Annotated in this window: 11 protein-coding genes; 7 read left to right on the top strand and 4 right to left on the bottom strand. The window is 63.4% G+C overall.

Features of this window, described 5'->3' with window-relative positions; translation table 11 throughout:
* Positions 1-36: 36 nt before the first annotated feature.
* Together GGD53_RS24370 and GGD53_RS24365 are read right to left on the bottom strand one after the other, a co-directional pair.
* On the bottom strand, positions 37-3,780 hold the full coding sequence (locus GGD53_RS24370; RefSeq protein ID WP_184459331.1) for a peptidoglycan-binding protein: 3,744 nt from the start codon (positions 3,778-3,780) through the stop codon (positions 37-39).
* 338 nt (positions 3,781-4,118) lie between these two features.
* Entirely contained in the window at positions 4,119-4,802 is a 684-nt protein-coding gene (locus tag GGD53_RS24365) for a DNA-3-methyladenine glycosylase I (protein WP_184459330.1), read from the bottom strand.
* A 247-nt stretch (positions 4,803-5,049) separates the two neighbouring features.
* Between GGD53_RS24365 and GGD53_RS24360 the strand changes: the two genes are divergently transcribed.
* The 4 genes from GGD53_RS24360 to GGD53_RS24345 all read left to right on the top strand — a co-directional run bounded on the left by GGD53_RS24360 (position 5,050) and on the right by GGD53_RS24345 (position 11,083).
* Positions 5,050-6,846, top strand: coding sequence for an acyl-CoA dehydrogenase C-terminal domain-containing protein (locus GGD53_RS24360; protein WP_184459329.1), 1,797 nt, complete (start codon positions 5,050-5,052; stop codon positions 6,844-6,846).
* Positions 6,847-7,052: 206 nt separating this feature from the next.
* Positions 7,053-8,261 (top strand): acetyl-CoA C-acetyltransferase, encoded by a 1,209-nt coding sequence (locus GGD53_RS24355; protein WP_184459328.1) that lies wholly within the window; start codon positions 7,053-7,055, stop codon positions 8,259-8,261.
* A gap of 68 nt (positions 8,262-8,329) precedes the next feature.
* Positions 8,330-10,546: a 3-hydroxyacyl-CoA dehydrogenase NAD-binding domain-containing protein gene (locus GGD53_RS24350; RefSeq protein ID WP_184459327.1), complete on the top strand. Its 2,217-nt coding sequence runs from the start codon at positions 8,330-8,332 to the stop codon at positions 10,544-10,546.
* A 327-nt stretch (positions 10,547-10,873) separates the two neighbouring features.
* A complete protein-coding gene (locus tag GGD53_RS24345; protein WP_088390723.1) occupies positions 10,874-11,083 on the top strand; it encodes a cold-shock protein in 210 nt (69 codons plus the stop codon).
* Between the two features lie 143 nt (positions 11,084-11,226).
* On the opposite strand, the gene GGD53_RS24340 is transcribed toward GGD53_RS24345, so the two are convergent.
* On the bottom strand, positions 11,227-11,727 hold the full coding sequence (locus tag GGD53_RS24340) for a MarR family winged helix-turn-helix transcriptional regulator (protein WP_184459326.1): 501 nt from the start codon (positions 11,725-11,727) through the stop codon (positions 11,227-11,229).
* 58 nt (positions 11,728-11,785) lie between these two features.
* Between GGD53_RS24340 and GGD53_RS24335 the strand changes: the two genes are divergently transcribed.
* The gene (locus GGD53_RS24335; protein ID WP_184459325.1) at positions 11,786-12,190 is read left to right on the top strand and encodes a GFA family protein; all 405 of its coding nucleotides are present in this window, start codon (positions 11,786-11,788) and stop codon (positions 12,188-12,190) included.
* A gap of 120 nt (positions 12,191-12,310) precedes the next feature.
* The gene (locus tag GGD53_RS24330; protein WP_184459324.1) at positions 12,311-12,754 is read left to right on the top strand and encodes a nuclear transport factor 2 family protein; all 444 of its coding nucleotides are present in this window, start codon (positions 12,311-12,313) and stop codon (positions 12,752-12,754) included.
* A gap of 15 nt (positions 12,755-12,769) precedes the next feature.
* On the opposite strand, the gene GGD53_RS24325 is transcribed toward GGD53_RS24330, so the two are convergent.
* Positions 12,770-13,972, bottom strand: coding sequence for an MFS transporter (locus GGD53_RS24325; protein ID WP_184459323.1), 1,203 nt, complete (start codon positions 13,970-13,972; stop codon positions 12,770-12,772).
* A gap of 136 nt (positions 13,973-14,108) precedes the next feature.
* Here GGD53_RS24325 and GGD53_RS24320 point away from each other — a divergent pair, with 136 nt between their 5' ends.
* Positions 14,109-14,666 (top strand): TetR/AcrR family transcriptional regulator, encoded by a 558-nt coding sequence (locus tag GGD53_RS24320; protein ID WP_184459322.1) that lies wholly within the window; start codon positions 14,109-14,111, stop codon positions 14,664-14,666.
* Positions 14,667-14,673 lie beyond the last annotated feature (7 nt).

Raw genomic sequence — 14,673 nt, 5'->3', positions numbered from 1 at the left:
GGTCTTCACCGGCGGCTCAACCTCCGTCGACGCGCCTCAGATCGCCTTGGCGACTTGCTTGTTGCGTTCGAGCAGCGCCTTCACGGTCGCGTCGCTCACCTTGCCGTCCGGCTCCTGGCCAATCGACTTCTGGAAGCTCTTGATCGCGGCGACAGTCTTTGCCCCCATTTCGCCGTCCGGCACGCCGGCGTCGAAGCCGTTATTGTTGAGGATCGCCTGGATGTTGCGGATCGCCTTCTTCATGTCGACGGTTGCCGTTTTCATGCCCGTGCCGGCCCATTCGTCGGGGATGTCGATGCCGTTGGCGCGATGGTCGAGCGGTTCCGGCTTCCAGAGATCGGCCTTCGCGCGCGCCCGTTCGAGCTGGTCGGGCTTCATGGCATTGGCCACTTCGTCGCGCTTCTGTGCTGCATCCTTGTCGCCGGCCTTGGCGGCGATCGCGAACCACTTATAGGATTCTTCGAGATCCGCCGGAACGCCGTTGCCCCTCGCGCAGAGGATCGCCAGGTTGAACTGGCTGTCGGTGATCCCGAGATTGGCGGCTTTGGTGAACCACGAGGCCGCCGTCGCATAATCCTGCTGGCCGAGCGCGCCGGAGGCGTAGAGGACGGCGAGATTGTGCATGGCGCTGGCATTGCCCTGGTTCGCCGCCTGCTCGTAGAAGCCCTTCGCCTTGGCGATGTCGCGTTCGACGCCGTTGCCCTTCTCATACATGCTGCCGAGCCGGTATTGCGCCGGCGCAAAACCCTTGTCGGCCGAAAGCTGGTACCAGCCTGCGGCCTGTTTCTGATCGACGCTCATGCCGTTGCGGCCGTCCGAATAGCGCGCGCCGATCTCGAATAGCGCCAGGGTGTCGCCGCCCTGTGCCGCATCGGCAAGTGATTTCGGCTGCACGCTGTCGGGAATGGTGATCGCTGCCTGCGGCGCGGGTGTTGCTGCGGTCGGGCTGTTCGCAGTGAAGCTCGACGTTTCCTGCGTTGTGCCGGACGAACCGGCGGGAGCAAAGGTTGCAGCGCCTTCGCCGTCGAGCGGCGTTGCATCGGTCAGATGATCGCCGGCGGCAGGCGGAGCTGTTTCTGGTTGCGCCTGATCGGCGGCCGGCGCGCTCGCCGTTGCAGCGGCGTTCATATCGGCGGCGGCGGCGTCCGGCTGGGCGAGTGTCGCCTCACGCGGAACCGGCTGCGGATTTTCCGTCGCCCCCGTCAGTGCCGAGACCTCTGCCGGCGGCTGCGGCGCCGGTTCGCCGCTCGTCAGCGTCCGGGCCAGCGGAAAGGCCATGATGGCGAGCAGCACGGCGCCGACGGCGAGAAGGATCGGCCGGCGGTAGCGCGAAAAGGCGCTGGTCTTGCCTGCCTTATCGGTCTTGCCGGCCTTTTCGGCCTTGGCCGCCTGCTTCGGATTGGCGTCCACTTCCATTGCGGCTGCCTGCGCCGCCCGGCGCGCAGCGGCGATGTAATCGGCGCGATCGGTCTCGACGGCGGATTTGCCGCGTTGAGCACTCTGGCTGGCGCGCACCCGCTCGAGAATCTTCTTGACGTCCGGCGCGCCCGAACCCGGCTCGAGCAGTTCGTTCGCGGCATCCGTCTGCACCACGTCGGCGGGATCAATCGACGGCGCCGGGTCGATCACCGGTCGTTCGTTCGCCTGCGCCTCGGCTTTCTTAGCGGGCCGCAGCCGCTTGCCAAGGCTGGCGAGCAGGCTGGTTTTTACAGGCGCCGGTGCCGGGCCCTCCGGCGTCCTCGTTGCGGCTTCGATGGCGATTGCGCTCGTCGCGCTCATGGCGGGGGGCTGAACTGGGGCGGCAGGTTCCGCCGCGACCTCTGCCGTGCGGATGACAGGAGAGGCTTTCGCCGCCGGGGCCGCGTCCGGCGTGCGGGCGGCTTCAGCCACCATCAGCGCATAGGGGTCGACATCGAAATCGACGTCGGCCACGGGCATCTGAGCGATCGGCCGTCCGCGCTCTTCCATGCCGTCGAGACGGTCGGCGATATGGACCAGCGTCTCGTGCAGCGCCTTGAAGGTCTTGTGGGTGCGCTCCTCGCTGTCGCGACTGATATCCTCGAGATGGCGCAGATCCTCGGCCAGCGCCGCCAATGCCGACATGTCGGCGGCAGGCACGCCGCCCTGAAGGCCGCCATTGCGCGAATAGGCCTCGACGACGGCTTCCGCCGCCTGCCGCGCCGCCTCGATGATATATTCGTCGCTCGTCGCCATATAATCTTCGATCGCGGCCATGCGCCGGTCGAGGTCGGCCGGGATCGCGGCACTTTCGCGCGGCTCGCTCATCAGCGCCGAAAGGTTGGCGATCTGGTCTTCGAGATTTTTCAGCGCCCGCGGATCGGTCGGCGGCGCCGCTGTTGTTTCTTCCAACCGGGCGGCAATGTCGCTCAGCCGGCCTTCGAGACGCTGGAAGGCCCTGTCATCGATCGCCGCGGCAGGTGCGGGCTGCTGATGGGCCATCTCGTCGATCCGCCGGGCGAGATAATCGAGTCGCTGCGCCAGCACGTCATTGACCGCGCCATTCTCGAGCGCATCGATCTTGCGGGAGATGTCGGAAAGCGGGCCGGTGAGGTCGGGTTGCGCGGCCGCCTTCTGCGTGCGCTCCAACAGATAGGAGAGATGTTCCAGCCGCTCGTCGAGCCGGGACGTCGCTTCCGCCTTGGTCAATTCCTCGACGCGCTCCGTCAGCGCCTCAAGCCGCATCGCCAGCTCGTCGGCCGGGTTTGCGCGGGTGGCCGCGTCATGGCTCATCAGGTCGATCTGGTCGGCGAGCGACGAGAGGCGGCTTTCCAGCCGCTGCAACAGCGTCGGATCGTTGCCGGCAGCCGCGCGTCCGCTGGCCGCGATCGCCCGGCTGATCTCGTCGAGCCGCGTGTCCATGGCCGCGAACTGCTCGGACATGACCCGGTCATGCGGCTGGATCATGTTGCCGAACTGCTCCATCGCCGTGGCGATGGCGATGAGCTTGTCTTCCAGCGCTCGGACCGCCGGGCTTTCGCCCATGCCGCCGATATGGCGCTTGATATCGTCGAGCCGGTAGGCCAGCGAAACGAGCTCTTCCTGCAGCCCCTCGGTATCGAGTGCGGCAAGCCGGCTCTCGACGCCGTCCCAGCGATTTTCCATATGGCGCAGCGATTCCTCGCGCGCCAGCCCGTCCATCAGCGATCGCAGCTCCTCGAAATCCTCGCGCAGGCCGGCGGCCTCCGGGCCGCTCGAGCGGCCGGTCAACTGGCTGATGCTCTGGGCCAGGCGGTTCATGTCGGCGCGAATGTCGTCGGCGAAGCGGCTGTCTCCGGCGGTCGCCTTGATCTCGCGCAGTTCGGCGCGCAGTGCGCTCATCTCGCGGGTCACGCCCTCGGAAATATCGCGCTTCAAGTCCTGCCTGAGGTTGACGAGCGCCTGGGCGATCTCGGTCATCGTGTCGTCGCCGGCGCGCAAGGCAGGGGCGGCCAGTGGCGCGGCGACGCGCGGTGCGGGGTCGCGCAGCTGGGTGGCCTGCTCGCGCCCATAGGAGCGTTCGCGGCCCGCTTCCAATGCGCGCTGGCGCTGGCGAATTTCCGCCAGCGGATCCGGCCGCGGCTCGACCGGCGCTCGTGTGGGGCGCGGCGCATTGGAGGCCGCATAAGGATCGCGCTCGGCCGTTGGCGTGCGCGTCCGCTGATCGCGTCCGCTGCCCATCAGCCCTTCGATGCGCGCCTCCAGCCCTTCGATCGTGCGGTTCAGCGCATCGAGCGAGGTCCTGTCGGACTGTCGGGAAGGATTTGATCGCGATCCGTTCATCTTCTTGCTCGCTTCGACTGCTCGACCTCTCGTCAGAGCTCGATCCGTGGCTTCTTCGTCTGCTGCCCACGTCTTCACGCGGACCGGAGCGCCTCATCCATGAGAAGATAGTCCATTAGACTTTCCTCACGCTGAACGATGTAGCGGCATCCTTGGGAAACGCGAGACGGGGAAAAGGAATGCGGATCACTACGGCTCAATCCGCACCTTTCACGAAACGTGGTAAACAAGCCGTTAAGATCGATGAGAATTTTTTAACGTTTGCAGTCGAAAGGCTGTGTCAGGCGGCAATTGCCGTGAAATTCGTCGGATCGGGTAGCCATCATCCGGCCGGAATTTCAGCGCGCTGCGTCGATCGAATAGGCGCTGATGCGCGAGAGGTGGATGAACGAAAGCCCGGTTTCGCTGGCCCAGTCGTTGAAGGCCTGCTGGATCAGCTGTTGATCCTTCTTCGTCGTGCCGGAGGAGGAGAGCGGCACGCCGGCCGATCTCAGGCAGGCGAGCACGTCGAGCGTGGCGACGAAGCTGTCGCGGCCGATGCCGCGCAGGAAATATTGCCCGGTCATGCCGCCGAGCCGGCTGCCGCGTTTGCTCAACAGCTCGAGAAGGCCGATCTGGTCCTCCCGCGGCCAGTCGGCGAAGAAAGCGCCGACGCTGCCATGTTCCCTCGCCAGTTCCCGGACGAGGGCCGCATTGGCGCGAACCGACATGATCTTCGCGCCATTGCGGATGATCCGCTCGTCCGATGTCAGCTCATGCCAGTAATCGTCGGGCGCGATGTTCAGCGCCGCCGGATCGAAGCCGGAAAATGCCGCCTCGAATCCCGGCCACTTCGCATCGATCACCTTCTGCACGAAGCCGCTGTAGAAGACGCGCCGGGTCATGTCCGCGAGGATGCGATCGTCGGACATGGCGCGCAGCCGCTGGTGATCCGGCTGGTGCTTCTCCAGCATTGCCTGCAACGCGGCTGCTCCGCCTTTCCGCTCTTCCGCACGCTGCCTTATCCCCTCGAAACTGATCATCCCCGCGGTTCCCCCTGACCCATTGCGACTTCCGGATTGAAAGACGCCTCCGCTTATACGCCGTTGCTTGATGGACAAGGAAGGGGGGATGACGTCTCCTCCATTGCGCGCAGATTCGCAGGATCAGGATTTTTCAAAAAAAGAGAGCACAGCTGCAGAATTTGACGTTTACGCAAACGTCAATATTTTGTAAGACGATGACCAAGGCCGGCGCGTTCCGGTTATCCGAATGGGAGGAATTTGAGAGATGCCAGTCTACAAGGCCCCGGTGAACGACACGCTTTTTGTCTTGAACGACGTGCTGGGCCTCGAACGCTACAACAATCTTCCCGGCTTTGCCGACGCGACGCCCGATATGATCGAGGCGATCCTCGGCGAGGCGGCCAAGGTGGCCGAAGAAGTTCTTTTTCCGGTCAATTATTCCGGCGACCAGGAAGGCTGCAGACGTCAGGACGACGCCAGTGTTTCGACGCCGAAGGGCTTCAAGGAAGCTTATAACGCCTATCGCGAAGGCGGCTGGATCGGCCTTGCGGTACCGGAGGAGTTCGGCGGGCAGGGGCTTCCTTATACGTTGCATGCCGCCGTCGGCGAATATACCTCCGCCGCCAACATGTCGCTGATGATGTATCCCGGCCTGACCCAGGGCGCGATCGCCGCGATCCTCGTCCATGGCACGCAGGAGCAGAAGGAAGCCTATCTGCCGAAGATGGTCGACGGCTCCTGGTCCGGCACGATGAACTTGACCGAGCCGCATTGCGGCACCGATCTCGGCATGCTGCGCACCCGTGCGGTGCCGCAGGCGGACGGCAGCTATAAAATATCCGGCCAGAAGATCTTCATCTCCGCCGGCGAGCACGACCTGACCGACAACATCGTCCATCTGGTGCTGGCCCGCATCGAAGGTGCGCCCGAGGGCACCAAAGGCATCTCGCTCTTCATCGTCCCGAAATACTTGGTCGGCAAGGACGGCGCCCTTGGCGCGCGCAACGCCGTCACCTGTGGCGCGATCGAGCACAAGATGGGCATTCACGGCAACGCCACCTGTGTCATGAACTATGATGAGGCGACCGGCTTCCTGATCGGCGCCGAAAACCGCGGCCTCAACGCCATGTTCGTGATGATGAACGAAGCTCGCCTGATGGTCGGCCTGCAGGGTATCGCCATTTCGGAGATCGCCTATCAGAATGCGGCGAACTACGCCCGCGACCGCATCCAGGGCCGCTCGCTTTCGGGTGTCAAGGCGCCTGATAAGAAGGCCGATCCGATCATCGTCCATCCCGACATCCGCCGGACGCTGATGACCATCCGCGCTTTCAACGAGGCCGGCCGCGCCTTCTTGCTCTGGACCGCGCTGAAATCCGATATCGCCCACCGCGCCACCGACGAGAAGGAACGTCAGACCGCTGACGATATTCTCGGCCTCGTCACGCCCATCCTCAAGGGCGTGATGACCGACAGGGGCTTCGACCATGCCGTCATGGCCCAGCAGGTGTTCGGCGGCCACGGCTATATCGAAGAACACGGCATGAGCCAGTATGTGCGCGATGCCCGCATCGCCATGATCTATGAAGGCGCCAACGGCATCCAGGCGCTCGATCTCGTCGGCCGCAAGCTCGCGCTCAACGGCGGCCGCGCCGCCATGGCGCTGTTCAAGGAGATCGGCGATTTCTGCGAGGAGAACCGCAGCGACGAAAAGCTTTCCTTCTTCACCAAGCACCTGAAGAAAGGCTTGAACGACGTCCAGGGCGCGACCATGTGGTTCATGCAGAACGCCATGGCCAAGCCCGACAATGCCGGCGCCGGCTCGACCGATTACATGCACCTCTTCGGTCTCGTCGTTCTCGGTTATATGTGGGCGAAGATGGCAAAGGCCGCTGAGGACGGCCTTGCGTCAGGCGATGCGAGTCGCGAGGATTACCTGAAGAACAAGCTGATCACCGCGAAATTCTTCATGGAGCGGATTATGCCGGAAACCGCCCTTCGCAGGGCCCGCATCGAAGCCGGCGCCGACACGATGATGGAACTGGATGCGGAAGCGTTTTGAGCCGAATTCCCCCTTCTGCCCAGCGGGGAGAAGATGTCCGAAGGACAGATGAGGGGGTGAGCGACGAAGGAGCGAACGGCCGAGCGCAAGCAAGGCCGAGTTGCAGCGAGCCGCCCCCTCATCCGACCTTCGGCCACCTTCTCCCCGCTGGGGAGAAGGGGAGTTGAAATTCACCGGCGCGTCTGCGCCGTCAGGGAGATGAGACTATGACCGAGGTTTTCATTTACGATCACGTCCGCACGCCGCGCGGCCGCGGCAAGAAGGACGGCGCCCTGCATGAGGTGCCTTCCGTCCGCCTTGCGGCGAAGACGCTGGAAGCGATCCGCGACCGCAACGGGCTCGACACTGAGACCGTCGACGACATCATCATGGGCTGCGTCGACCCGGTCATGGATGCCGGCGCCGTCATTCCCAAGGCTGCCGCCTTCGAAGCCGGTTATTCCACCCGTGCGCCCGGCATGCAGATCTCTCGCTTCTGCGCCTCCGGCCTCGATGCCGTCAATTTCGCCGCCGGCAAGATCGCCCAGGGCGCCGACGACATCATTGTCGCGGGCGGGGTGGAAAGCATGTCGCGCGTCGGCCTCGGCATGTCGGGCGGCGCCTGGTTCATGGATCCGTCGGTGAATTTCCCAGCCTATTTCATGCCGCAGGGGGTCTCGGCCGATCTCATCGCCACCAAATACGGCTTCAGCCGGACCGATGTCGACGCTTACGCCGTCGAGAGCCAGAAACGCGCCGCCAACGCCTGGGAGCAGGGCTGGTTCGACAAATCGGTCGTCCCCGTTAAGGATCAGAATGGCCTGACGATCCTCGATAAGGACGAGCATATGCGCCCCGGCACCGATATGCAGGCGCTCGCCTCCCTCAACCCGTCCTTCCAGATGCCCGGCGAGATGGGCGGCTTCGAAGCCGTCGGTATCCAAGCTCATCCCGAGATCGAACGCATCAACTATGTCCATCACGCCGGGAATTCCTCGGGTATCGTCGACGGCGCCGCTGCGGTGCTCTTGGGGTCCAAGGCAGGCGGTCAAAGCATGGGGCTGAAGCCGCGCGCCCGGATCAAGGCTTTCGCCAATATCGGCTCCGATCCGGCTTTGATGCTGACAGGGCCTGTGGACGTCACCGAGAAGCTGTTGAAACGGACCGGCATGAGCCTGTCGGACATCGACCTGTTCGAGCTGAACGAAGCCTTCGCCGCCGTCGTGCTGCGCTACATGCAGGCCTTCGACATCGACCACGATAGGATCAACGTCAATGGCGGCGCCATCGCCATGGGCCACCCGCTCGGCGCCACTGGCGCCATGATCCTCGGCACTGTGCTCGACGAGCTGGAACGCCGCGACCTCAACACCGCGCTGGTAACACTCTGCATCGGCGCCGGCATGGGCACGGCAACCGTTATCGAACGCGTGTGATGGGATCGGGGCCCTCTCCACAAGGGGAGGGGCTTCACCGCAAGAGAATTCAGGGAGAGGAATTCCCAATGAGCAGCTACACCAATTTCACGCTCGAAACCGACGCCGACGGCATCGCGCTCGTCACCTGGGACATGCCCGGCAAATCGATGAATGTCTTCACATCAGAGGTAATGGAAGAGCTGAACGCCATCATCGACGCCACCACTGCCGACGCCGCCGTCAAGGGTGTCGTCTTCACGTCAGGCAAATCCTCCTTCTCCGGTGGCGCCGATCTTTCAATGATCAAGTCGATGTTCAGCTCCTATCAGGAGGAAAAGGCCAAGAGCCCGGAAAAGGCGGTGCAGACGCTCTTCGGTATCGTCGGCCGGATGAGCGGCCTGTTTCGTAAGCTCGAAACTTCTGGCAAGCCCTGGGTTTCGGCGATCAACGGCACCTGCATGGGCGGCGCTTTCGAATTGTCGCTCGCCTGCCACGGCCGCGTCGCTTCCAATGCCAAGAGCGTCAAGATCGCGCTGCCTGAGGTCAAGGTCGGCATCTTCCCCGGCGCAGGCGGCACCCAGCGCGTGCCGCGGCTCGCCAACGCCCAGGACGCGCTGCAGATGATGACGACGGGTCAGTCGCTGAGCGGCTCGCGCGCCAAGGCGATGAACCTCGTCCATCAGGTGGTCGAGCCGGATCAGCTGATCCCGGCCGCCAAGCAGATGATCAAGGATGGCCTGAAGCCGGTCGCCCCCTGGGACGAGAAAGGCTTCAAGCTGCCGGGCGGCGGCATCTGGACGCCGGCCTCAGCCCAGCTCTGGCCGGCCGCGCCGGCGATCCTGCGCAGGGAAACATCCGGCAATTATCCGGCAGCCCTCGCCATCCTGAAATGCGTCTATGAAGGCCTGCAGGTGCCGTTCGACACGGGTCTGAAGATCGAGCAGCGTTATTTCACCGAGGTGCTGCAGACCCGCGAAGCCTTCTCGATGATCCGTTCGCTGTTCATCTCCATGCAGGAACTCGGCAAGGGCGCCCGCCGCCCGGCCGGCATTCCGAAGACGGAACTCAAGCATGTCGGCGTCGTCGGCGCCGGCTTCATGGGCGCCTCGATCGCCTATGTCACCGCCGCCGCCGGCATTCCGGTGACGCTGATCGACCGCGACATGGAAGCGGCCGCCAGGGGCAAGGCCGTTTCCGAAGGCCTGGTCAAGGATTCTGTCGGTAAGGGGCGGCTGACGCAAGAAGAGGCGGCAGCCCTTCTCGCCCGCATCACGCCTTCGGCCGATTATGCTGAACTCGCCAATGCCGGTCTCGTGATCGAGGCCGTGTTCGAGGATCGCGAGGTGAAGAAGGCTGTTATCGAGGCGGTCGAAGCCGTGCTGTCGGAAGGCGCGATCTTCGCCTCCAACACGTCGACGCTGCCGATCTCGGGTCTTGCGAAGAATTCCAAACGCCCGGCCGATTTCATCGGCATCCACTTCTTCTCGCCTGTCGAAAAGATGATGCTGACCGAAGTCATCCTCGGGGCTGAGACCGGCGACAAGGCGCTCGCCGTCGCTCTCGATTATGTCGCGGCGATCAAGAAGACGCCGATCGTCGTCAACGACACCCGCGGTTTCTTCGTCAATCGCTGCGTGCTGCGTTACATGTCGGAAAGCTACGACATGCTGATCGAGGGCGTGCCGCCCGCCATGATCGAGAATGCCGCCAAGATGGCCGGCATGCCTGTCGGACCACTGGCTTTGAACGACGAGGTGGCGATCGACCTCTCGCTGAAAATCCTCAGGGCGACCGTTGCCGATCTCGGCGAGAAGGCCATCGATCCCAGGCATATGGACCTGATCTCCCGCATGGTCGAAAAGGAGGGACGCTTCGGCCGCAAGAATTCCAAGGGCTTCTACGACTATCCGCCGAAGCCGGCGAAGAAGTCGCTCTGGCCGGAGCTGAAGAGCTTCTACCCGCAGAAGAAGGCGGACGAGGTCGACGTCAACGTGCTCAAACAACGCTTCCTCGTCACCATCGCCCTCGAAGCCGCCCGCACCGTCGAGGAAGGCATCGTCACCGATCCGCGCGAAGCCGATGTCGGCTCGATCCTCGGCTTCGGCTTCGCGCCATATACTGGCGGGGCGTTGAGCTACATCGACGGCATCGGCGTCAAGGCTTTTGTCGAACTGGCCGAAAAGTTAGCAGAGACTTACGGATCTCACTTCAAGTCGACGCCGCTGCTGAAAGATATGGCCGCCAAGGACGAGACGTTTTATGGGCGGTTCGATCCCCATGCAAAGATGGGGAAGGCGGCGTAAGCCGCTTTCGCGGTCTTGGCTTTAGGGGGACCATCTTTGCCGTTGTGCCGTGCCACCCCCTTTGCCGGGCAGGGCAGAGGGGGTGGCACGGCACAACGCTGAAGGATCTTCCAATTTCGCTCAAGCCGTCGAATTCAACTTTTCCTTGCTGACGCCTTGCCGTCGACACAATTCCCGATTAAACATTGCTGCATCGATCTTGCTAGATGAACTTTGAAACGGCGTTCGCGTCGTTCCTGGCGACCTTCCTCCAAAATCGGTTTTCATCGCCGCTCGGTATTTCGCCGGGCTGCAATCTTCTATGAGCGATTCGAAAGGGATATCGTCATGAGCACTGGTACCGTAAAGTGGTTCAACGCAACCAAGGGCTTCGGCTTCATTCAGCCGGATGACGGCGCAGCCGACGTTTTCGTCCACATCTCGGCCGTCGAGCGCGCCGGCATGCGTGATCTCAAGGATGGCCAGAAGCTATCCTACGATCTCGTCCGCGACAACAAGTCCGGCAAAATGTCGGCAGACCGCCTCCAGGCGGCCTGAGCCTTCAAAGGCTTGAATTTCATCTCCGGATCGTGACCACGGATGTACTGGCACGGTTCGTTGAGATGGCAGGGAAGGTCGGGTTAGCCCGGCCTTTTTTTGTTTCCGGTCGACGGCGGGCGCATCATCACAGGGCGAATTGCTCAATTGCCGGGTATCTCGTCGACCTCCATCATTTCCATCACCCGCGCCATGACAGTCCGCGCCGCATCAAGCTCGGCTGAGCTAAACGCGGCGCCGAGCCCGTTCGCCCATCCGGCCTGCGCCATCTCGATCGTACCGAGCCGCGCCGCCCCTTTCTCGGTCAGCAGCACCAGCTTGGCGCGCTGGTGCTGCGGGTTGTCGGCATAGGCGATCAGCCCTTCACCCTCCAGCACATCGGCAATCCGCTGCACGCCCTGTCGGGCGAGGCCGAGCGCGCGGGCGATCTGCGCCACCGACAAGTCGCCGCGCCTTGCCGCAGCGAGGACCTGCCAGCGTGCGCTGGTTTGTCCTGCAGGCTTCGCCAACCGGTCTCCGGCCGCCGTCAGGTGGCCGGCCAGACGCAGAGCTGTGATCGCGAAAGCGGAGAAGGCGTCTCCTTCGACTGTTCGCTCGGGTCGATTTTGTTTGACAACATGTTGTCTATTTTGTATCTCATCCATAGTGACAACATATTGTCATATCCAAGAGCCTGATGCAACGCCGAAGGAGGAGCGCGCCATGAAGAAGACCTATCGGGGAAGCTGCCATTGCGGCAAAGTGCGTTATGAGGTGGATATGGATCTCGAAGCCGGCACCGGCCGCTGCAATTGTTCGATCTGCGCCAAACGGCGCTATTGGGGCGCCAACGTCAAACCGGAGGATTTCCGGCTAATGTCTGACCCGGCGGAGACGTCGGATTACCAGTTCAACACGATGAGCGGCCATCACCGCTTCTGCCGCACCTGCGGCGTGCCGGCCTATGGCGACGGTTACGTCGAGGCGATCGGCGGCGCCTATGTCTCGATCAACATCGCCTGCCTCGATAATATTACGCCCGAGGAACTGGCGGCGCTGCCGGTTCGTTACGCCGATGGCAGGCACGATGCCTGGTGGAACGAGCCTGAGGTGACGAGTTATCTCTGAAGCAATTTCCGTAGAACGCGCCGCGATCTTGCGTCGGAAATTGCCAAGATTGAAATGCATCATTGTCGGATCGTCCTCCTGCCGCGCGTCCTCTGTCCATAACGGAGAAGGAGAACGGCCGTGAAAGACGAAGCAAATGCTAGGCACGAGGAAGAGGCGGTCATTGCCATGCTGATGATGCGGGCCAAGGCGCTGGGGGAAAAGAACGCCGAGGAGGCGCTTTCCTACGAGGCCGAAGATTCCGTGGAATTTTCCCTGGCGCCGCCGCTGGTCATCAACGGCAAGGACAAGGCAGGCCTGCAGGCTTGGTTCGACACCTGGGAAGGTCCGATCGGCGGCGAGGTGCGCGATGCCAAACTGACGGTCGGCGAGGGTGTCGCTTTCTGGAGTGGCCTCATGCGGATGACCGGGACCAAGATCGATGGCACCGAAGTCGATCTCTGGTTCCGTCAGACCCTCGGCCTCGTCAAGCAGGATGGCCGCTGGCTGGTCGCCCACCAGCACGCCTCGGTGCCTTTCGCCATGGATGGCAGCGGCCGGGCACTGCTGGATCTCCAGCCGTGAACACTCCCTCCGGAATCAGGCGGCATTCTCCGCAGTTTTTCCTCCGCCGGCGCGAAGGGCCACGATCCCGACGCCCAGCAACAGCAGGATCGCCGTCGCATAAATATCCGTCGTAACCTGGTATCCGGCGGATTTCGCCAGGAAGCCGGCAAGGATCGCCGGCAGGCTGAAGGCGAGGTAGCTCTGGATGTAAAAGGCCGACAGCAGTCCGGCCCGCTCGTCCGCTTTGGCAAGCGGCATGATGGTGCCGAGCGAGCCGAGGAAATTGGTGCCGAAACCGGCTCCGGTAAAAATCGTGCCGATCAGCAGCAGCGGCACGTTTGCGAGATGCACGCCGGCAACGACCGTCAGGATACCGAGGGTCTTCGCCGATACGCCGAAGGCGAGATTGGCCTGGGCCGTCTTGCCGCGCCTGAGATAGACGGCGATCGCTCCGCTCGCCGTCAGTGCGGCGACGACCGCCCCGCCCGTCAGCGGCGCGGTGCTGCCGGTCGTGCTGGCGACCAAGGACGGGACCAGCGAAAGGTAGAAGCCGCCGAGCGTCCAGTTGGCGATATTGATCGGCGTCACCAGCGAGAGCGGCCGCTTCGCCTGCGGCGGAATGGAAACCCGCGGTATCAGAGAACCGAGCGCACCCGGCCGCGTGCCGCCGGTCTCGGGGATGAGCCAGGTCGCGGCGGCCTGCAGCGCGAAGGCGACGAAGAGCAGCGCGTAGACCAGATGCATCGGGAAGGGGCCATACTGGATCAGGGCGCTGGTGCCGACCGCCCCCACCGCCATGCCGCAAAGCGGCGCAATCGAATTGACGATCTGGCCCTTCGCCCGGTCGACATCGACGAGCGCTGCTCCGAGCGAGGCGCCGGCGATGCCGGTGGCAATGCCCTGGACGATCCGCGCCGCGATCAGCCAGCCGGGGCCGCTGGCGACGACGAACAGGATCATGGCGGCGATTTCGAGCAGCAGGGCGGAAAAGATCACCGGCCGGCGGCCAAGATGATCGGAGATCGAGCCGGCGGTCAGCAGCGCCGCCAGGAGCGCGAAGGCGTAGACGGCGAAAATGACGGTGATCAGCACCGGCGAGATGGAAAAGTTCTCCTGATAGATCCGGTAGAGCGGCGTCGGCACCGAGGAGGCGCCGAAGAAAGTGGCGAGCGTCAGCGCATGAAAACCGATCGAGGGGCGCGGCGCATTCTCTGTGGATTTGGCGGCAGCGAACATATATAAGCCCCTTAAAGCTAACCCGTTGCGTTAGCTCCATGTAGGGTGAATAAGCCGCAAAGGCAAATTATTTGCGTTTATGCTCCTGTCAAAGATTTTGAACCATCAATGCCAGGACGAAGGTCGGGTTGCAGGCATGGCAGTGAAAGAGAATCTCCGTCCGGGCGGACGAAGCGCCCGCGTCCAGGCGTCGGTGCACAAGGCGGCGCGCGATCTCATGGCCGAGATGAATCGCACGGAGGTGACGATCCCGCTGATCGCCGCCAGGGCGGGCGTGACGCCGTCGACCATCTATCGCCGCTGGGGCGATCTGCAGGAGCTTCTCGCCGACGTCGCCGTCGAGCGGCTGCGGCCGGATATGCAGCCGGTCGACGCCGGCAGCGGCAGGGCCGATCTTCAGGCCTGGGCCGAACAATATGCCGAAGAAATGTCCTCCGGGCCGGGCCGCGAGATGATCCGCGACGTGTTGGCCGCGCAGGCCGGCGCCAATGCCTGCAAGTGCTGCGAATATACGCGCCAGCAGATCGTTGTCATTGCAGACAGGGCAAAGGCGCGCGGCGAGACCTTTCCGGATGTCGACCTCGTCATGGACCAGGTGGTGGCGCCGATCATGTACCGCATCCTGTTCGGCGACGCGCCGGATACGGCGCGTGTGCGCGATCTCGTCTCGCGCATCATCAGCGCGCCCGACTGAACTTGTG

The sequence above is a fragment of the Rhizobium aethiopicum genome (assembly GCF_014197535.1).
GTDB lineage: Bacteria > Pseudomonadota > Alphaproteobacteria > Rhizobiales > Rhizobiaceae > Rhizobium > Rhizobium aethiopicum_A.
This window is presented reverse-complemented; position numbering and strand designations above follow the sequence as displayed.